The following is a 21,004-nucleotide window of genomic DNA, read 5'->3' on the forward strand; positions in this document are numbered from 1 at the left end:
CTGGGAGTGGCAAATGGATAGGAGACGATCTCTCTGTTTCTTACAATCAGCCAGCCTTTGCCGAGCAGTACGGTTTCGACTTTTCACGGATGCACTCTGACCTAACTTACTTTTTTCCCTTTCCGAAGCCATGTACGCCTTGATCCGCTGAAGTAACTCAGGGTACCGATCGGATCTGAGAGCGGATGGCGTCTTACCAGCCTCTTTCGCCACGTTGGAGAGACTAACAGGAGTGTCAGACGGAAGGTTCAACGGCCTACCTTTCTTCAAGCGTTCGAACGCCTCCTCGAAAATGTCAATTGCCCGCTTCTTCTTCTCTTTCGATAGCATCTATATAGACCCCGATGGCATATATTTCTTTCTTCAGTGCCCCAACCCTCATGCTGCCGGGAGGGAGTCGTTCAATCTCGTTATGATGAAATTCCCGCAGTCTGAGCAACTTATCTTTATTCTTACGCTTGAAGATAGCATCCGCACAAACTCCTCCACCATCACCTACCATGCACTTCGAAATGGACTCGATCCCTCCGTACTCGCAGGAACCAGCCTTCATACAGAACCCAAGTAGTGTTCTTCGAACTCCTACCTGGCCATCTCGAATTAGCTTCATCAGCTTTTTTTCCTCTCCAGCATCAACGAGGTCGATTACCGTATCAAAACCCAGGATCTTTCCATGCGGCCTTACGTTATTCACTTCATCATCGATAACCTCAATTAGCCGTTGATATACGTTGTTGTAAGACTCCAAAACTAGCGCTGCCTCCGCAACAGAATTCAGACGCAAATTGGTATAGTGCCTTCCGTAGTAGAGAGTCATATTCCTCGATAAATGCTTCATTTGATGCTGAATGGAGCTAACCGAGACTTCCCTAGATGAAAACATATTAACCGCAAGCGTGCGCCTCAACTGATGGCAGGAAAATCGCCAGGGCTTCCCCACCTCGAACCACTCCCGCTCATAAAGATTCGGCGTTAGCGAGAGAGCCATTTGGGCGTCTTCTTCCGTAATCCGAATTACGTCATCATCAAACAACTTGAGGCCTCGACGGAGAACATTGTCATAATCCAGCGCCCTGTGGCTAACCAAAGCTCCGTGACGCATAAAAGATGATCGAACTTTACTTGAATTGGATGACCAAATCTCTGTTGAGGGAAACATCAAGTAGGGGTTTTCTCTGTCTTCTCTCGATAGATCTATATCTTCCCGCAAGACGGACAATCGGAGGCGAGCGATACACGTGCATATATCAATAGCTTTCTTAATCGTATTCGGGACAACCCACCTTGCATCAGAGTCTTCGTCGGTTTTCGTGGTCTCTCCGATAAGAATGCAAACCTCCCCTAGATACTTATCAATCTCCACATGAAAACAATCACGTCTAAGTGATGTCGCCTCCTTCTTACGCTGCAAGCTAAAGTTTAAAATAAATATTATTGAAGCGTCCCTGACAAACGTGAGGTACTTTGAAAAGGATTGTGTACTGTAGCTATATCCATAGACAGACTTCTTCTCAGGCTCAAGCCATTTATCGAACAAACTAAACAACCTTCTTTCATGCAAGAAAGTGTCAAAATTCCCTTTGTACAAAACACGGTTATCTCGGTACAAATTTCTCTCTGAAAATGGAGATTGATAGCAGGGAGAAACCACCTTCAAATTGTGAACATATGCTTTATGCATCCACTTGAATGCTTTCTCTATAGCAGCTTGGTGCTGAAGGAAATCATTTAGCACCTCACTCAACCTCTCAACTTGATAGCTCCAAATACGAGGGGGGATATATGGGTGCTGAACAGCCTCATGCTCCTTAACCTCTCGCGCCAATAATTTCAAAAATCCATCACTGGCTATAGAAAAACCAAGCTCTCTTTCATAGAGCTTCAGCTTATGAAGCTGTGATATACTATGCTTAATTCTAACTGATTTAATAACGTCAAAAACGGCAGAAAACACCCTTGGGAATTTGTGAAGATCAGAGATCTTTATATCATAACGATCACAGACCCCACCGATTTTCACCAACAAATCAAAATAACTTCGGCAACTCTTTACCCTCCCAGGAAAAAGCCTGGGATGGTATATTATGAAAACCATGGCCTGCTTAATAAGGGCTATGTTTTCACAGGAAAGTCCATGCCGACCGAAGTTGAATCCGTAGTAACCAATCGCAGAGAAATCCCAGTAATCATCGCCATAGACCGACAAAGGATTACCTTTCCGGTCAACTGTAACTGGCCAGCAATTTGGCGGAGGAAATGAAGGCGGACGATACGAGGGCGACTGGGGCGTAACCAAGGTTGTTGGCTCCATGAACTGCAGGACTAACTCCATCATCTATCCCTCAAGAAATTCTAATATCCCTGACCAGTGAGGATGATAATGACCTTCGGAAACACGCATCTCGGCCTCGTTCACCCATTCTTTCCGTTTATCATTTCCCTTACCAAACCATGCGATCTTTTCTGAGATTCGTTCTATCACCATATCGGCGGAGACAGTCTCCCTATTGGTAATACCAGCCACTTCAATCATTTTTAGATGGCGAAACGAAACCAGTGACCAGACGTAATCCATCGAATCAATATCCCTCATATTTTTGCACCATAGACAACCTGACTGATTGCTGCAATTAGGCAAAACAACCGAAGGCGGCTTGTCTTCCATGGGCAGAGGATCGCCAGAGCATTGCCCCGAGATTAGGGAAGCCCTCATATCACCCTTCTTGATTGGGTCTCGGCCATGCCAGAAGCGCGTAATTTCTCCTGCGGCACGCTGCTGGCTTGGGCGCTCGTACTTATCCCGAAGCGTCTCCTTGACGTGCTGGAGCATTTCGGCCGTTAATGCTTCGTCCCCTCCTGACCGTCGCAGAAACCAATTAGCTCGTGTATTTCTGAGCGTTCTCGGTTGAACCCAAGGAATATCGTGTTTTACTAATAGCTTACGGAGCGAGCTATATAGCACTCTTCCTCCTGAAGACAGCCTTCCGCCCATATCACACCACGGAAATAGAAGATCCGATTCCGGGAAAAAGTGGCCTATGAACTCTAGATACTTTTGAAGGTGTGGCTTGTACGACTGATAGATGCTAAACATCACTTCACCACCACGACGGTTTTTGAACGCTCTAACATGCCATTTATCTTCAATAGGCTTGTACTTGAAGCCGGATCGTTTAAGCCCGTTGGCAGTCGTCACATTCATTCCACTTTGCGCGATGAAGATTAAGAACTCTGCTGTCACCCTGAGCGTTACAAAATAGCCACGCTTTGTCCCTATGATGCTTTTGACTGGTGATCGTGACTTTTTTATCTGAATAACCGACCGCTTTTCCGCTTTCGTCAATTCATCCCACGGTTCATAAATAGCATCCTCGCTAACAACCCTCGTCTTATTTATGCTTATGAAAATCTCATTATCTTTTATTAATTTATTCCTAACAGGTATTTTTAAGGGAAGCTGGCCAAGAACCGCATCAACGGTAATACCATCAGCAATATCAATCAGAAAGCTTCCCATTTTATAGGTGTCTTCGAGGCTTTGTTTATCCACCCCTATGCCAACAGCTTTCTTCGGTACTGGAGGACACTTCAATCTTGTTCTATTAATCAAAGACACACTCTTAGGTATATCAAGAATTTCTCCGAACATAGTAGAAAGTCTAGAAGCATACCCAAAAGCAGTTGCTTTATTTAATTCAGGCGGCTTTTTATTACACTTTTGGAAAAGATGCTCACAGAACTCAAGGTATGAATCAACGAGATTATCCAGACTAACTTCCCTTTTTAATTGATCTACAAAGTCAAAAAACAATTGCAAATTAGCAACATCCCCCTCTACAGTTGCAAGCGACAATCCGGAAATCAATCTCATCTCCAAGAAATCTCTTATCTCAATAATCAAGTCTAGCCGCTGTATCTTTTCCGGCTGAATATCTCCTTGCTCTATTTGGCGAAAAAACCATCTCGGATCTAGGCCCTTTCCATTACTGGCATACGTGCGAACGTAAAGAAATCTACGAAGGTCGAAACGCACCTTGCCATCAACTTTCACATGTCGGACTCTAAGATCAGGAATACTATTCATTGGTTACATAATCAATCAATGCATCTGGGTTTGTTTCTTTCCCCGAAAAAAAATCAAAAAACTCATCAGCTAACTTCTCTTTTATCGGCTCGTTTTGCACGAATTTGACGTACTTCCATGTGGTGGCCTCATTCTTGTGGAGCATTGCATCCCTGACAAAAACGATGGCGTCATCAGTATGCGCCATGGTCTCTATGCACAACCTCATCAACTGGGAGCCAAACGTAGCTCGGGTCTGATGGAACTTAAGTCGCTCAAATTCCCCAAGGCCGCTCTTTACTAGATTTTTTCTAAGTTCCGACATTAGACGCGTGAACGACCCATCTTCATACTTCCTTCCTCGCGTGGTTAGAAATAGCAGAGTCCTGTCCTCATCGTCGGCCTTAGCCTGGCGAGCCAACCGTCTAGCACTCGTGGCATATTTCTGTAGAAGATGAATGACGGGCAAAGGGAATAAGAGGTCACCGCTGACGCGGAATTTCGTCTTAACTGGTGTAGGTGGACCTACAGGTACACGTTGCAAATTCGGTATGGATGGATCACTACGAGCCGAATCAAGCGTCAATAGTCGAAGGGTGCGGATCGTCTCAATACGGGCACCAGTGAAGAAGCCAATCACGAACATCAAGTAAAGCTCAGTCATCCCTTGGCGATTAAGGAAAGCGAGCAATGTCTTACGAGCGGAGTCACTTAGCGGAAGAAGCCCATCTTCCACCGAATCTCCCGGCCGTTTTCTGTTGGGTATGGCTAGATCGCTGGATGTGACAGCTAGTGTCCTTGGTAGGCCGATCAAGGTATGTCTTCGGATGATCTTCTGCTGATCTTCCCAGAGGTTTTTTCTGTCAATCAGACCTTCTCTCCGGGCCCATCGGTAGAAAGCCACCACAGAACTCATACGGGCAGTGGCGGTACTTGGTGACAAACATCCATCGTCACGTCTTTCAATGAGATTGCCCCGGTAGCGAACGAGGCATCGTTGCCGCTTCTTCTGGGGGAAGTGCCGCCAATCCAAATTCTCGACTTCTAGGAACTCAGCATAGTCGCGCAGGTGATTCATCAGCGCATTAACGGTCTCGATATTTTTCCCAGCCTCTAGACGTTGGACTGCATAGACATTGGCCTCTATCCACGGCTCTCCATCCATGCGAAAAATCTGCGGACAATCGGGAATTTCGGTCTGCGTGCTATCAACAACCCATGGCAACCCAAACTCATTCGAACTACCAGGGTCGAACCTCATGGGCTGATAGTGAAACTTTTCTCGTATCGCCACCCTTGAACACCATAAAGACACCTATCATGTCAAAAACATCTCATATCGGGTGTAATGCATCAAATTGATTTTTCGGGTGTAAGATAAATCCCCTGCCAGGTGCCCAGCGCCAGTCGGCCATTGCTGATTGGCAGGCTCAGTGACGGGCCGATCAGCACGCTCTTGATATGGGCGGGCATGTCGTCCGGGCCTTCCAGGGTGTGTTCATAGTAAGGCGCGTTTTCCGGCACCATCACATTCAGATGCCGCTCCAGATCGCCACGCACATCCGGGTCGGCGTTTTCGTTGATGGTCAGCGACGCGGAGGTATGCTGGATAAACAGATGCAGCAAGCCCACCTTCACATCGGCCAGTCCTGGCAGACCATCGATTATATCTCGTGTTACCAGATGGCAGCCCCGCTTTCGAGCCGCCAGGCTGATAGTTGTCTGAAACCACATAATCAACTCACTGTCTGTATGTCGACAAACGCCCGCTGATGCAACTGTGCCAGATGGACACTATCGCAGTGGCGCCTGAAGTCTTGTACATAGAGATCCGTCTGGGAGCGAACCTTGGTAAAATGTTCGCGCAAATAAGCCTCCAGAGAAAAGGGCAACGCTAATGGCGCCAGCCCCAAAATCATGCGATAAGGCCAGTAACCGAGAAGGCCCGCCGCACGCTTCATGGCTTTCTGTTCCTGTGGCGCTTCATTGGCCGCCAGCGCCTCGAGCAAGTCCTTTTGTGCGGCCACCAGTAACGCCAGCAACGTCCGGTCACTCCGGAGCTGTGCAAAACGCCAGTCGCTGGCATCAAGAGCACACAAAAACGTCATCAACACAGCATTGGGCAAGCGGGAACTGGCCAGTGCATTCGCAACGCTCTTGCTGTAAATACCGCTTCCGTTGAACAGCGACAAGACATCGTCGAGCCGTGCCTTGTCACCCGATAGTGGCATGGCAGTCGGAGGCAAAAACCAGGCTATCGACAGGGGCGTGGCGGATGCCACTGGCGTCTCCCCCGGCAAGGGATGGTAATAGCTGATCAGATTGATCATCCCCCTGACGACTTGTGATGCTGGCCAGAACCGCAACAGTAACCGGGAATCCTCCTCACTGGGTTGCAGCATGACCAGCGTTGCATCACAGATAGCCCGGTAAATGGAATCGAAAGGTAGCTGCCGCAGCGCATCCGAAGGAATCGCCAGCAACACCTGATCCCACTGCTGCTTTCCTACCGCCTGCCAGTCTGAAATCAGGGAAAAATCACTGAATTGGCTCACATTGTCACGCCATAAACGTCTCTTGCGGACAAGCGTCACCCCCTGATTCAATGTTGCCCGGTGCTTTTCCTTGATAAAAAACGTCACACTATGACCGGCCTGCTGAAAACAATGGCCGTACACTAATCCTACTGCCCCTGCCCCAACGATCAGGATATTCATACCGACACATCTCCAGCTTTATCGGTTAATAACGAGATAACATAGACCTGCATCCGCGATTCCACGGCAGCCCTGAAGCCTGAATATGGCGTATCAAGGCCTAGAGTAGAGCCTGTGAGATTGCATGCCACAGGCCGAACAGGACAATCCTCGCCCAGACGAGTAGAAAGGTTGAATCATGAAACTGAAAGGACAGACCATCGTACTGACCGGCGCCTCCAGTGGCATCGGTGCCGAGGCAGCGAAAATCATGGCGCGCCGGGGCGCCACCGTGTGTCTGGTAGCGAGGCGGGAAGAGCAGCTGCGGGAAGTCCAGGAACTCATCGAAGCCGACGGCGGCTGCGCCTTTATCTACCCCTGCGACTTGAGCGACAACGTGGCCATCGAGGCCTGCGCCGCACGGATTCTCGCCGAGCAGCCGCGTATCGATGCGCTGGTGAACAATGCAGCCCATTCCATCCGTCGCCCCATAGAACAATCCCTGGATCGCCTGCACGACTATCAGCGCACCGTGCAGTTGAACTACATCGGCGCCGTGGCCATGACCCTGAAACTGTTGCCGCGTTTTCTCGAGCAGGGCCACGGCCATGTGGTGAATATTTCCAGCCTCTCCACCCAGGTGCCCATCCCCCTGTTTTCTGCCTACCTGGCCAGCAAGAGCGCGCTGGAATCTTTCACCCGTTCCCTGCAGGCGGAAATGGGTCATCAGGGTATCAGCACCACGGTGGTGTACTTCCCCATGGTGCGCACGCCCATGTCATCGCGCACCGCCATTTACAAATACATGCCGATGATGCACGTGAAAAAGGCCGCCGGCTGGATCGTCGAAGCCTGCGAAAAACGCCCGGCCCGCATCGCCCGCCCCATGGGCAAACTGGGCAGCGTACTGCTCGCCGCCCTCCCCGGCCCGGCCACAAAATTGCCGCAGCCATTGTTCAGAGGCATGGACAAACTGCTGGCCAGCCAGCTTAAAAAGAAAGGTTGAATCATTACCGTAGGAGCTATGCTTGCCCCTCAGGGGATCTGCGACATGCGAACCTGCTCGCGATTGCGGTTATTCGCCATGCAAGCATAGCTCCTACAACAAACTTCAATTCACCACGTTAATCGCACTGCCCGCCTGCCACTGACGAATGTTCTCCACCACCCCGTCCAGCAGTCGTTGCCGGCATTCCCTCGTACCCCAGGCGTTGTGCGGGGTAATGATCAGGTTGGGGATATCCTCCGCCAGCAACGGGTGATCCGCCGGCGGCGGTTCGCTGCTGAGTACGTCCAGGCCGGCACCGCCAAGATGGCCGGAGCGCAGGGCATCGGCCAGGGCCGGTTCATCGATCAGGCCGCCCCGGGCAGTGTTGATCAGCAGGGCGCCGGGTTTCATCTGGGCAAGAAACGACGCATTCACCAGCTTGTCGGTCTGCGCCGTCAGCGGGCAATGCAGGCTGAGCACATCCGCCTGCGGTAACAGTTCCGCCAACGCCACCCGCCCGGACTGGCCGCCATGGCGCTGGAAGGATTCCGCCACCAGCACCTGCATCCCCAACGCCTCGGCCAGTCGTGCCACTTCCCGGCCCAGATCGCCGTGACCGATCAGCCCCAGGGTCTTGCCGGCCAGCTCCATGATCGGATGATTCAGCAGACAGAACTGCTCCGCCCGGCTCCAGGCCCCGGCCTTCACATCCCGATCGTAGAGATGCCAGCGCGTGGCCAGTGACAGCATCATGGTCAGGGTGTGCTGAGCCACCGAGGCCCGCGCATAGCCGCTCACATTACACACCGTAATCCCCAGCTCGCGGGCCGCGTCCAGATCCACATTATTGGTACCAGTGGCACAAATGCAGATAAGCTTGAGAGACGGGCAGGCTCTCAGGGTGGCGGCATCCAGCACCACCTTGTTGGTGATGACCACCTGGGCACCGTCCAGACGCGCCAGACGATCTTGCGGGCGAGTCAGTGGGTGAAAGGTCCAGGGCATCAACGCCTCCAGGGCGGAGAAGTCCATCTCGTCGGGATTGAGGGTATCGGTGTCGAGAAAAACGCCCTGCATGTTCGGTCACCTTTATCGGGGAAGAAGGGAGGTGTTCCATGCTAACGGATTTGCTGGAAAAGATGGGCTTCGCCCTGCCACAGCATGACTGGCAGAAACCGGTGGTGGGCGTCAGCGCCTGCCTGCTCGGCCAGAAGGTCCGCTACGACGGCGACCACAAACACAACGCCATCCTGGTGCATCAGCTCGGCCCCCTGCTACGTTTTCGCGACACCTGCCCGGAAGTGGCCATCGGCCTGCCGGTCCCGCGCCCACCGATTCAGGTGGTACAGGTGGACGATGCCCTGCTCGTCAAAGGTGTGGAAAACCCGCAGCAGGATGTCACCGAGGCACTGGAAGACGTGGCCGCCGGCATGAGCGAACCCCTCAGCGGCTTTGTGCTCAAAGCCCGTTCCCCCAGCTGTGGCCACCTGAGCACCCCGGTGCATAACGCCGGCGGTCAACAGATCGGCATGGCCTCCGGCGCCTTCGCCCGCAAGCTCCACGAACTGTTCCCGCGCATTCCCCTGGCCAACGACAGCGACCTGGAAAAGCCCGCCTTCCTGCAAAGTTTTCTGCTACAGGTGTACTGCTACCACCAGTGGCACAACAACGACCGCCAGGGCCAATGGCTCAATGACATGCAGAGGCAAAGTGAACAGCTGGACGAGCCTCTGCACAGTGGGCTGCGCCACTATCTGGATAAACTGGGGCGGGCGATGCATTGATTGTTTTTTTAACCGTTGGAGCCTTGCTCGCAAGGCGAAGGCCCGGGGTACCAGTAAGGCTTCGCCTTGCGAGCAAGGCTCCAACGATTAGGGGAAGGGTCGGCGGAACCAACGCCGTTAGAAAATCAGCGTCAGCCCACCGGTGACAACGGCAAACAGGATGGACAACCCGATCAGGGTCTTCCAGGGGAACGGTGGCGGGGGCGGCTCCACTTCGAGCTGCTCTTCCAGATAATTTTTCAGCAGCCTGGTATTGCGGGTATTGGCCTTGAAGATAGCATCAAAGGCATCGCCCACCACCGGCAACAGACCACCGAGAAAATCGATGCCCATGTTGCGCAGCATACGCAACTTCACACCCTTGCTGGCTCCGGCCCGCTGCGCTTCGATCAGCACATAGCTGGACAGCACCAAACCGGCGGCATCACCCACCAGCGGCACCAGGCCAATGATGGCCTCGGCACCGATCTGGAATTTGGTAAAGGGGATACCGATACTGCTGTCGGTAAAACGGCTGAATTTTTCCAGCCGCTCCAGCGTTGCCCGTTGCTGGGCTTCAGTCCTTGCTGCCATTACATCTCCACAAACAGGTGGCCGTCCTCTTCCGTGACCGGCCAGGTCTCCAGGGCTTTCTCGCCACGCACCACATTCAACAACTGCACGCCCGGCGGAAAGTTGGCCCACTCGCTCACTTCCCCGGTACGAATATCAAACCGCGCACGGTGCAACGGACACTGCACACACTTGTCTTCAACAATCTTGCCCTTACCCAGCGACGCAAACATATGCGTACAACGGGCCTGAGTGGCATAAAAACCATCGCTCAGGTGATACACCACCAGTTTCTTGCCACCGGCTTCCATGGCACGGCTTTTCCCTTGCGGGAGGTCCTGGCTGGCACAGAGTTCATAACGCATCTTGTTCTCCTTGCTGGCTTGGAAAAATCAGTTGTGAGCGACGAGCTGCTAACCGCTAGCTACAACGCCGCTGTAGGAGCCCATGCTTGCATGGCGAACCGAGCGTAGCGAGGCGACAGAGATTCAAGGGCCTGACAATGCCATGAATAAAATCTGTCGAGCGCTGAAAGATCTGATCGCCCTGCGGGCAATTCCGCGTAAACGCGGTTCGCCATGCAAGCATAGCTCCTACAGCGGCTTCGTAGAGACGCCTTGAGTGCCTCACACCCCATCACTCCAGATAGGTATACCCGGCTAACCCCTCGCGTACCAGCCCGATGAAGGTTTCCTGCTCGCCGTCGCTCAAATGCGCCTGACGACAATGCTGCTCCAGGGACGCCAGCAGCTTGTCGGTATCGTAGTTCACATAGCGCAACACGGTACTCACCGTATCTCCCTGAATGGCGTGGCTCAGGGTGATGGCGCCATCGGCTTCCACATCCACATCCACGGAATCCGTGTCGCCGAACAGGTTGTGCATATCACCGAGGATTTCCTGGTAGGCGCCCACCATGAAGATCCCCAGGTGGCCGTTGAGCTGTTCCGGCAGCGGCAGGGTGGCTTCCACGCCTTCGCCATCCACAAACTGGTCGATGCGGCCATCGGAATCACAGGTAATGTCCTGAATCACCGCCCGGCGAGTCGCGGGCTTGTCCAGGCCGGACAGCGGCAGCACCGGGAACACCTGATTGATACCCCACACATCCGGCACCGACTGGAACACGGAAAAATTCACGAACAACTTGTCCGCCAGGGTTTCGTTGAGACTGTCGAGCAGCTCGCGCTGCTGCTTGCGCAGCGGATTCAGGCGACCGCGCAGGGCCAGCAGGCAGTTGATATACAGCTGCTCGCCGCGGGCGCGGGTGCTCAGGCCCAGGTCACCGGCGATATAACGCTGGTGAATGTCCTGCCAGGCACCGGTCACTTCCGAGAAGCGCTCCAGCAGATTGCCCGGCTCACCAGCCAGCGCCTGCTGCAGCTCCCACAGCTGATGCAGCTCGGCCACATCATCCGCCGCCGGCGCGTCCACCGCCACCGATGCCATCTGCTCCTGGTCGGTGATATTCACCAGCAGCACCGCATGGTGGGCGGTCAGCGCCCGGCCGGACTCGGAAATGATGTTGGGCTCCGGCAAACCGTGCTGGGCACACTGCTGCTGCAGGGTCTGCACGATATGACGGGCATAGTCGCCCACCCCGTAGTTCATGGAGCAGTAGGAACGGGAATGGGTACCTTCATAGTCCACCCCCAGGCCACCGCCCACATCCACGGTTTCCACCGCCGCGCCCAGGGCGCGCATCTCGGTGTAGTAACGGGCCGCTTCACGCATACCCGCCTTGATGTCCTGGATATTGGCCACCTGGGAGCCCAAGTGGAAATGCAGCAGCTTCACGCAGTCCAGCCGCCCGGCGGCACGGCAATGCTCGATGGCCGCCATCAGCTGCGGCGCACTCAGGCCGAACTTGGACTTCTCGCCCCCGGTGTTCTGCCAGTTGCCCTTGCTGATGCTCATCAGCCGCACCCGCAGGCCGATACGCGGCGACACGCCCAGCTCGTCGGCCAGCGACAGCAGCGCCGGCAGCTCGGACATCTTCTCCACCACGATGTGCACGTGAAAGCCCAGCTTCTCGCCCATCAGCGCCAGGCGCAGGTATTCCGCGTCCTTGTAGCCGTTGCAGACGATGGTATCGCCCGGGTTGGACAGCGCCAGCACGGCCAGCAGCTCCGGCTTGGAGCCCGCCTCCAGGCCAATACGCTCGCCATCTTCACGGGCCCGCAGGATCTCGTGCACCACCCGGCGCTGCTGGTTCACCTTGATCGGGTACACCGGCGTATAACCGCCCTGGTACTGGTTCGCCTCGATGGCCTCACGGAAGGCCCCGGCCAGCAGCTTCACCCGCTGGCGCAGAATCCCGGAAAAGCGCGCCAGCACCGGCGCCCGCAACCCGGCCGCCCGGCAGTTTTCCAGCACCGCTTCCAGCGTGGCCTGGCCGCCCTGCTCGCCATTGGGCCGCACACACAGCTGGCCCTGGTCGTCGATACGGAAGTAGCTGTCGCCCCAGCGATCCACGTTATAGATGTCGCTGGCGGGTACGGGAGATCTGTCGGTCATTACCTGTCCTGAATAAGGGTGTCGTCTGGGGGCATTATGCCTGCCGGGGCGCCGCACTCGCACCCCTTTTTCCTGCTTTGACAGGGGCACGATAGGACTTACAATCGCGACTATCGTTCACCCGTCGAACATCCCCATTTGCCTCCACCGGAACCGCCCATGAGCAGCACCAAAGACAACTGGTTTTACGAGCACTTCGACACCGCCGGCACCGCCTTCGGCCTGCGCCTCAAGCAGAAGCTGGAAGAAGTGCAGACCGAGTATCAGCACATCGAGATGTGGGAAACCGACACCTTCGGTTACCTGATGACCATCGATGGCGCCACCATGCTCTCCACCCGCGACAACTTCCTCTACCACGAAATGATGTCGCACCCGGTGCTGTTCAGCCACGCCAACCCCAAGCGCGTCATCATTATCGGTGGCGGCGACTGCGGCACCCTGCGTGAAGTGCTGCGCCACCCCAGCGTGGAAAAAGCCACCCAGATCGACATCGACGAAATGGTCACCCGCTACTCCGAGAAATATTTCCCGGAACTGTGCGAGTCCAACAACGACAGCCGTGCCGAACTGCTGTTCGAAGACGGCGTGCAATACATGCGCAACTGTGAAGACGGCAGCGTGGACGTGATCATCGTGGATTCCACCGACCCGGTGGGCCCGGCGGAAGGCCTGTTCAAGGCCGACTTCTTCCGCGATTGCCACCGCGTACTGGCCGATGGCGGCATCATCGTGCAGCAGTCCGAATCCCCGCTGCTGCACAGCGATACCATCATCAAGGACCTGCACGCCAACATGCGTGAAGCCGGCTTCACCACCACCCAGACCCTGCCCTTCCCGCAGCCGGTATACCCCAGCGGCTGGTGGAGCTGCACCCTGGCAGGCAAGAACACCGACGTAAGCGAATTCCGCGAAACGGATGCCACCGGGAAAGGGTTTGAGACGAAGTATTATTCAGCGGCGATGCATAAAGGGGCGCTGGTGATGCCGCCGTTTATGGAGAAGGCGATTAAGGGCTGAGTTAATAGTTAATAGTTAATAGTTAATAGTTAATAAAGAATGCCCTTGTCTTCGCTGAAAGAAAGGGCATCTTTATTAAAGGCAGAAATATGAAATGCAAAAAATTTAACTTTTCTCTGCCTCATTTCGTTCTACCGCAAGCTCTACCCGCTTAAACGTAGCATTAGACTCTTCAAGAACAGCCTCAAAATCCAAATAACTTGGTGCTTGAGTAAATCTTTTCCACCTATCCAACAGGTATTTTTTAAACACAGAAGCCCGCTTAAATCTAGAGTCTATAGTAAGAGACTCAAGCTCTTCGCTAATATTTTCTCTAACATCAGCACTTAGTATTGGAGTATCAAATACCATCGCATCCAAATAGGCAAACTGTCCCATCCAGCGACGAAAATGATAAGCGCCCGAAGAAGTTATTCTGAATGAATCAGGCATCTCTCCGATCAAAGCGCCATTTATATCCTCCTCAAAAGTCACTCTTTGCGAGGTCTCTATAAGCTTTTTATTGGTTGATCTTCTTAGTGACCTCTCTATTTGATCTCCGGTAAAACCGGAGTTCTGCAATTCAGAAAAAAGTTCGCTGGTAAGGCAAAACCCATCATTATCTCTATGCCTTCCATCCAAATCCAGGAAAGCCAATATAATAGGCGCCAAAAAATGTTCGTTTGGATCAGAATTGGAGATATCGAACAAATTCATTGCCATTGATGTATCTGAACTATAATGCGAATACTCACCCAATAGGGCCTGCTTCGTAAATTCGTGAAGGGGAATTCGATATCTTCCTTTTGTAGCCATTTTTTCTATAATTTTTTCTGCATCAACACCTGGACTACCAATAAAGTTTGTAACAAACTCAATCGCTGCCCGGATGTTCCCCCCAGTTATATTTGAAAGAAACTCAAGAAGCTCAGAATTCCCCCTCAACGAAGAAAGAAGAGCCTTAAGGAACAAAGCCAAGCTCTCAGCATTAACCGCAAAACCACGATAGATTTCACTTGAAACATTCCCTTCAGCCATTTTCAAAGCAAACCCAAGTCGCTTTTCAATTACCTTATCAATGCGAGGAGGGGAAATCGTGAATACTTTATGCGGGTATGCTGTAAGCGCCCCAGACCTTTTTGACCTAAAGAAAGTTTGTGGCCGCACAGAAATAAAAACCATAGACTCCCAATCTTGGGCAAGCTCCTGACCAATAACAAAAGCTTCTTGCTGGACTTCAAAATCTCTTTGGTCTGCATTATCCAAGCATATTATTATTTGCTTCTGCGATGTTTTTGAATAATAACCTACAACTCGCTTTAAATGCTGATCCCTTTCACCATACAAACCCTCTATCTTTTCGAGAAGCTTTGTTTCATACAAATCAGGGTCGGTTTCTTTTTTTCCTCCCCACATCCCTCTCGAGAACCGACTAATATCCGCAGCATAAACACCTTTAATTATCCCGCTCTCATAAGGATCAACCTCATATTTATCCACCAACTGTCGCTCCACCTCATTAAGAATGAAAACACGAAGATTTTCTGTGAGCGAAGCCTTAGAGCCTAAATCAATATAGATATAAAGCGCCTTTTTAAATTCTTCATGAGCGCTGTTATACATAAGATTTTTAATAAAAGATGTTTTACCAACTCCAACATCGCCCAATAACACAATGGGCCTTTTTGCCACAGCCTCAGAAAGAACTTCTGGCGTAAGATTGTCACTTTTTTTGCTTTTTACACTTTTTAGGCTGGGCTGCGGCTCTGAACAACTAAATAAAGAAGCATAACGAGCCTCAAGAATCCCTTTACTAAGAAGAGCATATTTTGATAGAGCGCCACTTTCGCAATAGCATTCGCTGAAAAAACTATGCTCGACATCCGGGTCATAGACGATATCTTGAAGAAACAAATCCGACAAAGATCGCAATGTAGTTTGTATATCGCTTTTATATCTTGCCTTTGGGTAACCAACAAGGCGAGAGGAAAGCTTATTAGGAAGCTGAGTCTCACCTGAAACCAAAAATCTATTTATTCTTTTTTCTTTTATCCCATCCGCAGAAAGCAGCTGCCATGCCAAATTAAAATTTCCCTTAAGAACCTCAAGGCTTTCAAAAACAAGCGCCTTCCCATCAAGAAAAGAAACTCCATCTTGCCTAGATGCCAAAAAAGCAACAAACTGCTTTCCATTAGACAAAATCGCGACAGGAGTTCCTCGCTGAGAACAATAGAAATGGACCTGATTTATCGCTTTTCCTGTATCAGCACTCAGCCGCGCGAGCGACCTAACATCGGTAACTAACTTCTTAGAGACCCCGGCCGGAATTTCAAAGTGGAAGCCCTCCCTTTTGGCTTCCAGAATAGCGAACCTTCTAGGCTTTCCCAGCTCATAGTCAGTAAATTTATTATCCTCGGAATTCTCGACCTCTATCTCGCTTTCTCGGCACCAGCCAAAGCATTCAAAAAGAACTCTATCAATAATATGAAATCTTGTCTGAGCCTCATTAAAATCTGAATCATCATTCAAACTTTCAATCAAATCATCTAATGCTTTTTCACCTTGAGCGAGAGATAGCATTTTCTCTCCTTTCCCCTCGATTCTAAATTTAAGGCCATGCCACCTTGGCTGACCGGTTGTTATTTGCGATCCAATCCCGAATCTACACAATCTTGATGGACTTGGAAACGCGCGAGCTGAAAACCAATTAACAGTGAATAGTTAATAATGAATAGCGACAACCGACACCCCCAAGTTAGCAATCGCTATCATTCCAATCAGGCTTCCGGAATCACTGCCGGTTTATCCAGGAACAGGGCGGTGCGGATCAGGTCCACGTAGATCTGTTCCTTGCCGCCATGGCTGAGCAGGGACAGGGTTTCGCCGTTGCGCAGGTTTAACTGAATCTGGCTGTTTACGAAGCTGCGTTCGCCGGTGGTGAGTACCTGGTTGAGCTGGACGGATTCCACTTCATTGAACGCCAGGGCGCGGTTGTCGCCGGGCAGGGTGATGGTTTGGTCGCGTCGGTCCAGGCGGGCGTTGCTGGTGGTGGAGAACAGCACGAACAGGCCGGCCAGGGTGAAGGAGATGGACAGCATCAACGCCTGCATGGTGCCGCCCCACGTCATCTGCGCGAAAGGAATATGTGACACGAACAGGGCGTCGGCAATGTAGTAGAGCTCCACCGCCAGGCCACCCTGGGGGGCGATCAGAAAGGCCAGGCCCATGCCACTGAGTGCCCGGCTGCGGGTGATGCGTAACAGGTCAGCCTTGACCGGTTTGATACGGGCGGTGACGAAGTTGCTGCCGCCGCGAACGGGCGCCGCATTGTTGCGGTAGGCGCCGGGGTCGAGCAACAGGCCGGGGATGTCGCGAGGGTGGCTCGTCAGCCACTGCCTCTCTTCGCGGGTAAGCGCCTTGCTGGGGCGCACCAGCAGGCAGAACGCCAGCACCACCATGGCGAGCCCCAGAAAGGCAAAGCCCACCCAGGTGCGCAGCAGCCCGCGATAGAGCTGAATGGAGTGGGTTTGCTGGCCGTCGACGACCTTTTCCAGGCCACCGAGGGTTTTCTGCAGGTGGGCGATCAGCCAGCGGTCGTGGTCGTTGAGGGAGGGTTTGGCCTGGGTGCGGGCAATCCGGTCGCGGATTTCATCGTACTTCTGCCGTTGTTTCTGCTGGCTTTCCTGCATCATGGTGATGGCACGCTGCTGGGCCTGCCAGGAATTTTTGGCCTTGCTGACCGCGCCGCCCACCACCATCGCGATAAACGCGGCAATCAATACACCGTAAACCCATTTCAGCATCAGCACGCATCCGTCAGCAACAAAAGATCGGCGACGATAGCAAATAATTGCGTATTTTGCAGGCAAGGCATCGCAATGGGTGCGTGGCCTTAAGTGGCACGGGCGGAGAGGCAAGAACGGGCCGCAAACGGTAATGAGCGCGTTGTTGCTTGCGGCCTTATTGAATCAGGGCAACACGCTGGCCTGGCCGGTTGGCTCCTGCGGCTCTTCCAGCTGGCCACGATAGCGGGGCAGGTACTGGGGAAACTGTTTCTGGATAAAGGCGATCATGTCTTCGCGGATGGAGCACCGGAGGTTCCACAATGTGGTGGAATTTTTGGCGCTCATCAGGAAGCGGATCTGTATGGCTTTTTCCCCGGCTTCCACCACCTGAACGGTGCCGGTGGAACCATCCCACTCCGAGGCTGCTTCCAGCAGGCGATAGAATTCCTCACGCAACGGCTCGATGGGAATGCCGTAATCCGCCCAGATCAGGGTGCTGCCGATCTGGTCGGCGGTATTGCGTGACCAGTTCTGGAAGGGGTTTTCGATAAACCATTGCAGCGGCACCACCAGACGGCGCAGGTCCCACACTCGCAGGACCACATAGGTGGCCGTGACTTCTTCTACCCAACACCATTCACCCTGCACAAACATGGCGTCATCGATGCGGAAAGGCTGGGTGAGCGCGATCTGCATGCCTGCCAGCAGGTTGCTGAGTACCGGGCGGGCGGCAAAGCCGAGGATGATGCCGCCGATACCGGCGGAGGCCAGCAGGCTGGTGCCGATCTGGCGGACGGAATCGAATGTCATCAGGGCGGCGCCGGTGCCGACCAGGACAATGACGATATTCAGGCAACGGACCAGAAAGCGGGTCTGGGTTTCCACCTTGCGCGCCCGCTTCCATTCGTTTTCGTAGGCCGGGTTCAGTTTGACGATCACGTCGCCAATGGCGGAGGTGAAGCCGACGGCGGTCCAGGTGAGGGCGATGATCAGCAGCAGTGTGGTGCCGTGGCGGATCTCTGCCAGCCAGGGAAGCTCTTCGGGCACGGTATGCAGCACACTGCTCAGGGCGATAAGGGCTAACGACACGCCAATGGCCCGCGCCGCCGCGTCAAAGAAGATGCGACCGACGGAGGCAGACTCGGCAAAACGGCCAATCAGGTAGACCAGCGCCTTATAGACAAGCAAACCGGCAATGATGGCAAGCAAGGCCAACCCTGCAGCATCTACCCACGCGACCAGAGCATCCTGAATCATCTGCTGCATATGTCCCCCGCCAAGGCGTCACCGACTCCTTGGTAACTTAACAGGGGTAACGGGGGCAGGTCTGCCCCCGATTTGCTTTCGCAGCCGACGCCGGTTCGCATGTCGCAGATCCCCTTGGGGGCAAGCATAGCTCCTACAGAGGCACGCTACGTCCGCCCCGGACATTCGACTCCTGTTTTTTTGATTTTCGCTATTAACTATTCACTGTTAACTATTAACTGCCTTTTACCGCTTCTTCCACAAAATCCAGCCGATCCTGGCCGAAGAACATCTCCTTCCCCACGAACATCGTCGGCGCACCGAACACACCGCGCTTTACGGCGGCTTCGGTATTGGCCTTGAGCTGCTCTTTCACTTCGTCGCTGGCGGCTTTTTCCAGCCAGGCTTGCGCATCCAGGCCGGCGTCGGTGAGGACGCGGGTGATTTCTTCTACCTCGGACAGTTTGCAGGGCTCGCGCCACATGGCGTTGTAGAGGGCAGTGATCACTGCGTCCTGTTCCGGGGTGCCGATGGCGGCGGTGGCGATGCGCATGGGGGTGATGGTGTTCACCGGGAAGTGCGGGTTCATGGTGAGCGGCACCTGGTAGCGCGCGGAGTAGCGGGCCAGGTCACGCATCATGTACATGCCTTTGGCGGGCACGGCGCCGGGCGGGTTGTTGCCGGTGGCCTTGAAGATGCCGCCCAGCAGCACGGGCACATAAACGAGCTCGGCTCCGGTGCGCTCACACAGGGCGGGGAGTTGGCTCCAGGCCAGGTAGGCGGTGGGGCTGCCCACGTCGAAGAGGAATTCGATTTTTTGGGTCATGGTTTTTCCTTTCAGGTTGTCATGTAGGAGCGTAGCGCAGCGAAGCAACGCCCGCAGGGCGGCTCCGAAGGAGTGAGCGCAGCGAATAACGACGCTTGAGTCGCGAATTCCACCGCTGGCTTCGCGACTCAAGCGTCGCTCCTACGGCGGGTTCTATGTTGGCATGCAGCGTTCTTCAAAACGTTTCCATCCACGGACGCAGATCGATTTCGTGGGTCCAGGCGTCGCGGGGTTGTTGGTGGAGCATCCAGTAGGTGTCGGCGATGTGTTCCGGGTTGAGGATGCCACCCTGCTCTTTCTGGGCATACTTGGCCGGAAAGTTGTCGCGGATAAAGGCGGTGTCGATGGCGCCGTCGATGATCGGGTGGACCACATGAATCCCTTCCGGCCCCAACTCCCGAGCCATACTTTGCGCCAAAGCACGCAGGGCAAACTTGGCACCGGAGAACGCGGAGAAACCCTTGCCGCCACGCAATGAGGCGGTGGCACCGGTAAAGATGATGGTGCCTTTATTTCGCGGCACCATCACGCGGGCGGCTTCCCGCCCGGCCAGGAAGCCGGCGAAGGCGGCCATTTCCCAGACCTTGCGGTAGACCCGGGCGGTGGTCTCGCGGATGGAGAAGAACACGTTGGCGCCGATGTTGAACACCACCACTTCCACCGGGCCCACTTCTTTCTCGATGGTGTCGAACAGCGCCACCATCTGCTCTTCATCGCGGGCATCGCAGCCGAACGGGCGGGCCTTGCCGCCGGCGGCTTCGATTTCCTGCACCAGCGGCGCCAGGGCGTCTTCGCTGCGGCGGGTGACGCAGACGGTATAGCCTTCGCGGGCAAAGCGTTTGGCGATGGCACCGCCGGTGGCATCACCGGCGCCGATGATGACGGCAACAGAGTCTGGCATGGGGCCTCCCGATTTCAGTGAGCCAACTGTTGGTTCCTATTTGGAACTTATAGTCGGTTCTTTTTGAGAACCCGTCAACCCGGTATGATCAAAGCACGTTCACGGAGGTTTAGCATGCGCTGGCAAGACATCGATCAACAGCCCTGTTCCCTGGCCCGCACCCTGGCCATTATCGGCGACAACTGGACGCTGCTGGTGCTGCGCGACTGCTTTATGGGCGTGCGCCGCTTCGATGATTTCCAGCAGCGCCTGGGCGTCACCCGCCATGTACTCAGCGATCGCCTGCGGAAGCTCACCGAGGGCGGCGTGCTCGACAAGGTGGCCTACCAGGAACGCCCCCTGCGCCACGAATACCGGCTGACAGCCATGGGCAAGGAACTCTACCCGGTGATCGTGCACCTGGCCCAATGGGGCGACAAACACCTGGCCGGCGAACACGGCGCCCCCCTCACCCGCTACCACCGCCAGTGCGGCGAACCCCTGGAAGCGCAGCTGCAGTGCAGCCACTGCGGCGACGTGGTGAAGCCCACGGATATTCGGGTGGAGGAGAACCCGTACTGGAAAGGGCAGATTTTAGTGAACTGTTAATAGTTAACAGTGAACAGCTCGCGGGGAAGGTTTTCTTTGCCTGCAACCATAGAGGCCGCG

At 53.9% G+C, this 21,004-nt stretch carries 18 protein-coding genes; 4 read left to right on the plus strand and 14 right to left on the minus strand.

Annotated features, from left to right (window positions below; all coding sequences use genetic code 11):
- Nucleotides 1-295: 295 nt before the first annotated feature.
- The 5 genes from T9A_RS04330 to T9A_RS04350 form a co-directional block, all read right to left on the minus strand.
- The gene (locus T9A_RS04330; RefSeq protein WP_035245354.1) at nt 296-2,335 is read right to left on the minus strand and encodes a site-specific integrase; all 2,040 of its coding nucleotides are present in this window, start codon (nt 2,333-2,335) and stop codon (nt 296-298) included.
- Nucleotides 2,336-4,051, minus strand: coding sequence for a site-specific integrase (locus tag T9A_RS04335; protein WP_156964820.1), 1,716 nt, complete (start codon nt 4,049-4,051; stop codon nt 2,336-2,338).
- A gap of 25 nt (nt 4,052-4,076) precedes the next feature.
- Nucleotides 4,077-5,288, minus strand: a complete 1,212-nt coding sequence (locus T9A_RS04340; protein WP_198030609.1) for a tyrosine-type recombinase/integrase — start codon at nt 5,286-5,288, stop codon at nt 4,077-4,079.
- A gap of 128 nt (nt 5,289-5,416) precedes the next feature.
- Nucleotides 5,417-5,797 carry a secondary thiamine-phosphate synthase enzyme YjbQ gene (locus tag T9A_RS04345; RefSeq protein WP_198030610.1) on the minus strand — a complete coding sequence of 127 codons (381 nt, stop codon included), beginning with the start codon at nt 5,795-5,797 and terminating at the stop codon, nt 5,417-5,419.
- Nucleotides 5,798-5,799: 2 nt separating this feature from the next.
- The gene (locus tag T9A_RS04350) at nt 5,800-6,780 is read right to left on the minus strand and encodes a ketopantoate reductase family protein (protein ID WP_035245359.1); all 981 of its coding nucleotides are present in this window, start codon (nt 6,778-6,780) and stop codon (nt 5,800-5,802) included.
- Between the two features lie 178 nt (nt 6,781-6,958).
- Here T9A_RS04350 and T9A_RS04355 point away from each other — a divergent pair, with 178 nt between their 5' ends.
- Nucleotides 6,959-7,765 (plus strand): SDR family NAD(P)-dependent oxidoreductase, encoded by an 807-nt coding sequence (locus T9A_RS04355; protein ID WP_035245361.1) that lies wholly within the window; start codon nt 6,959-6,961, stop codon nt 7,763-7,765.
- Nucleotides 7,766-7,870: 105 nt separating this feature from the next.
- Here T9A_RS04355 and T9A_RS04360 read toward each other — a convergent pair whose 3' ends face one another.
- Nucleotides 7,871-8,824 (minus strand): 2-hydroxyacid dehydrogenase, encoded by a 954-nt coding sequence (locus tag T9A_RS04360; protein ID WP_035245364.1) that lies wholly within the window; start codon nt 8,822-8,824, stop codon nt 7,871-7,873.
- Between the two features lie 38 nt (nt 8,825-8,862).
- Here T9A_RS04360 and T9A_RS04365 point away from each other — a divergent pair, with 38 nt between their 5' ends.
- Nucleotides 8,863-9,531 carry a 2-thiouracil desulfurase family protein gene (locus T9A_RS04365; RefSeq protein WP_035245365.1) on the plus strand — a complete coding sequence of 223 codons (669 nt, stop codon included), beginning with the start codon at nt 8,863-8,865 and terminating at the stop codon, nt 9,529-9,531.
- A gap of 117 nt (nt 9,532-9,648) precedes the next feature.
- Here the strand turns inward: T9A_RS04365 and T9A_RS04370 are convergent, their stop codons facing one another.
- The 3 genes from T9A_RS04370 to speA all read right to left on the minus strand — a co-directional run bounded on the left by T9A_RS04370 (nt 9,649) and on the right by speA (nt 12,600).
- Complete coding sequence (locus T9A_RS04370; RefSeq protein ID WP_035245367.1) at nt 9,649-10,104, minus strand: DUF4112 domain-containing protein; 456 nt, start codon at nt 10,102-10,104, stop codon at nt 9,649-9,651.
- Nucleotides 10,104-10,448 carry a Rieske (2Fe-2S) protein gene (locus T9A_RS04375; RefSeq protein WP_035245372.1) on the minus strand — a complete coding sequence of 115 codons (345 nt, stop codon included), beginning with the start codon at nt 10,446-10,448 and terminating at the stop codon, nt 10,104-10,106. Before T9A_RS04375 ends, T9A_RS04370 begins: the two co-directional genes overlap by 1 nt.
- A gap of 271 nt (nt 10,449-10,719) precedes the next feature.
- Nucleotides 10,720-12,600, minus strand: a complete 1,881-nt coding sequence (gene speA / locus T9A_RS04380) for a biosynthetic arginine decarboxylase (RefSeq protein ID WP_035245375.1) — start codon at nt 12,598-12,600, stop codon at nt 10,720-10,722.
- 159 nt (nt 12,601-12,759) lie between these two features.
- Here speA and speE point away from each other — a divergent pair, with 159 nt between their 5' ends.
- A complete protein-coding gene (gene speE / locus T9A_RS04385) occupies nt 12,760-13,620 on the plus strand; it encodes a polyamine aminopropyltransferase (protein WP_035245377.1) in 861 nt (286 codons plus the stop codon).
- Between the two features lie 105 nt (nt 13,621-13,725).
- Here speE and T9A_RS04390 read toward each other — a convergent pair whose 3' ends face one another.
- The 5 genes from T9A_RS04390 to T9A_RS04410 all read right to left on the minus strand — a co-directional run bounded on the left by T9A_RS04390 (nt 13,726) and on the right by T9A_RS04410 (nt 20,356).
- On the minus strand, nt 13,726-16,179 hold the full coding sequence (locus T9A_RS04390) for a hypothetical protein (protein WP_035245378.1): 2,454 nt from the start codon (nt 16,177-16,179) through the stop codon (nt 13,726-13,728).
- A 197-nt stretch (nt 16,180-16,376) separates the two neighbouring features.
- Nucleotides 16,377-17,402 (minus strand): hypothetical protein, encoded by a 1,026-nt coding sequence (locus T9A_RS04395; protein WP_035245380.1) that lies wholly within the window; start codon nt 17,400-17,402, stop codon nt 16,377-16,379.
- Nucleotides 17,403-17,567: 165 nt separating this feature from the next.
- Nucleotides 17,568-18,650: a mechanosensitive ion channel family protein gene (locus T9A_RS04400; protein WP_035245382.1), complete on the minus strand. Its 1,083-nt coding sequence runs from the start codon at nt 18,648-18,650 to the stop codon at nt 17,568-17,570.
- A 214-nt stretch (nt 18,651-18,864) separates the two neighbouring features.
- The gene (locus T9A_RS04405) at nt 18,865-19,455 is read right to left on the minus strand and encodes a 2-hydroxychromene-2-carboxylate isomerase (RefSeq protein ID WP_035245384.1); all 591 of its coding nucleotides are present in this window, start codon (nt 19,453-19,455) and stop codon (nt 18,865-18,867) included.
- A 175-nt stretch (nt 19,456-19,630) separates the two neighbouring features.
- Entirely contained in the window at nt 19,631-20,356 is a 726-nt protein-coding gene (locus T9A_RS04410) for an SDR family oxidoreductase (RefSeq protein ID WP_035245386.1), read from the minus strand.
- Nucleotides 20,357-20,470: 114 nt separating this feature from the next.
- On the opposite strand from T9A_RS04410, the gene T9A_RS04415 reads away from it, so the two are divergent.
- Complete coding sequence (locus T9A_RS04415) at nt 20,471-20,944, plus strand: winged helix-turn-helix transcriptional regulator (protein ID WP_035245387.1); 474 nt, start codon at nt 20,471-20,473, stop codon at nt 20,942-20,944.
- The last annotated feature ends 60 nt before the right edge of the window (nt 20,945-21,004 follow it).

This window comes from Alcanivorax jadensis T9 (assembly GCF_000756655.1).
In the GTDB taxonomy this organism is placed as follows: Bacteria; Pseudomonadota; Gammaproteobacteria; order Pseudomonadales; family Alcanivoracaceae; genus Alcanivorax; species Alcanivorax jadensis.

What these genes read in the sequence shown, in the direction of transcription:
- T9A_RS04330 (WP_035245354.1), bottom strand. Translation starts at nt 2,335, where the DNA reads ATGATGGAGTTAGTCCTGCAGTTCATGGAGCCAACAACCTTGGTTACG.
- T9A_RS04345 (WP_198030610.1), bottom strand. Translation starts at nt 5,797, where the DNA reads ATGTGGTTTCAGACAACTATCAGCCTGGCGGCTCGAAAGCGGGGCTGC.
- T9A_RS04350 (WP_035245359.1), bottom strand. Translation starts at nt 6,780, where the DNA reads ATGAATATCCTGATCGTTGGGGCAGGGGCAGTAGGATTAGTGTACGGC.
- T9A_RS04355 (WP_035245361.1), top strand. Translation starts at nt 6,959, where the DNA reads ATGAAACTGAAAGGACAGACCATCGTACTGACCGGCGCCTCCAGTGGC.
- T9A_RS04360 (WP_035245364.1), bottom strand. Translation starts at nt 8,824, where the DNA reads ATGCAGGGCGTTTTTCTCGACACCGATACCCTCAATCCCGACGAGATG.
- T9A_RS04365 (WP_035245365.1), top strand. Translation starts at nt 8,863, where the DNA reads ATGCTAACGGATTTGCTGGAAAAGATGGGCTTCGCCCTGCCACAGCAT.
- T9A_RS04370 (WP_035245367.1), bottom strand. Translation starts at nt 10,104, where the DNA reads ATGGCAGCAAGGACTGAAGCCCAGCAACGGGCAACGCTGGAGCGGCTG.
- T9A_RS04375 (WP_035245372.1), bottom strand. Translation starts at nt 10,448, where the DNA reads ATGCGTTATGAACTCTGTGCCAGCCAGGACCTCCCGCAAGGGAAAAGC.
- speA (WP_035245375.1), bottom strand. Translation starts at nt 12,600, where the DNA reads ATGACCGACAGATCTCCCGTACCCGCCAGCGACATCTATAACGTGGAT.
- speE (WP_035245377.1), top strand. Translation starts at nt 12,760, where the DNA reads ATGAGCAGCACCAAAGACAACTGGTTTTACGAGCACTTCGACACCGCC.
- T9A_RS04390 (WP_035245378.1), bottom strand. Translation starts at nt 16,179, where the DNA reads ATGCTATCTCTCGCTCAAGGTGAAAAAGCATTAGATGATTTGATTGAA.
- T9A_RS04395 (WP_035245380.1), bottom strand. Translation starts at nt 17,402, where the DNA reads ATGCTGAAATGGGTTTACGGTGTATTGATTGCCGCGTTTATCGCGATG.
- T9A_RS04400 (WP_035245382.1), bottom strand. Translation starts at nt 18,650, where the DNA reads ATGCAGCAGATGATTCAGGATGCTCTGGTCGCGTGGGTAGATGCTGCA.
- T9A_RS04405 (WP_035245384.1), bottom strand. Translation starts at nt 19,455, where the DNA reads ATGACCCAAAAAATCGAATTCCTCTTCGACGTGGGCAGCCCCACCGCC.
- T9A_RS04410 (WP_035245386.1), bottom strand. Translation starts at nt 20,356, where the DNA reads ATGCCAGACTCTGTTGCCGTCATCATCGGCGCCGGTGATGCCACCGGC.
- T9A_RS04415 (WP_035245387.1), top strand. Translation starts at nt 20,471, where the DNA reads ATGCGCTGGCAAGACATCGATCAACAGCCCTGTTCCCTGGCCCGCACC.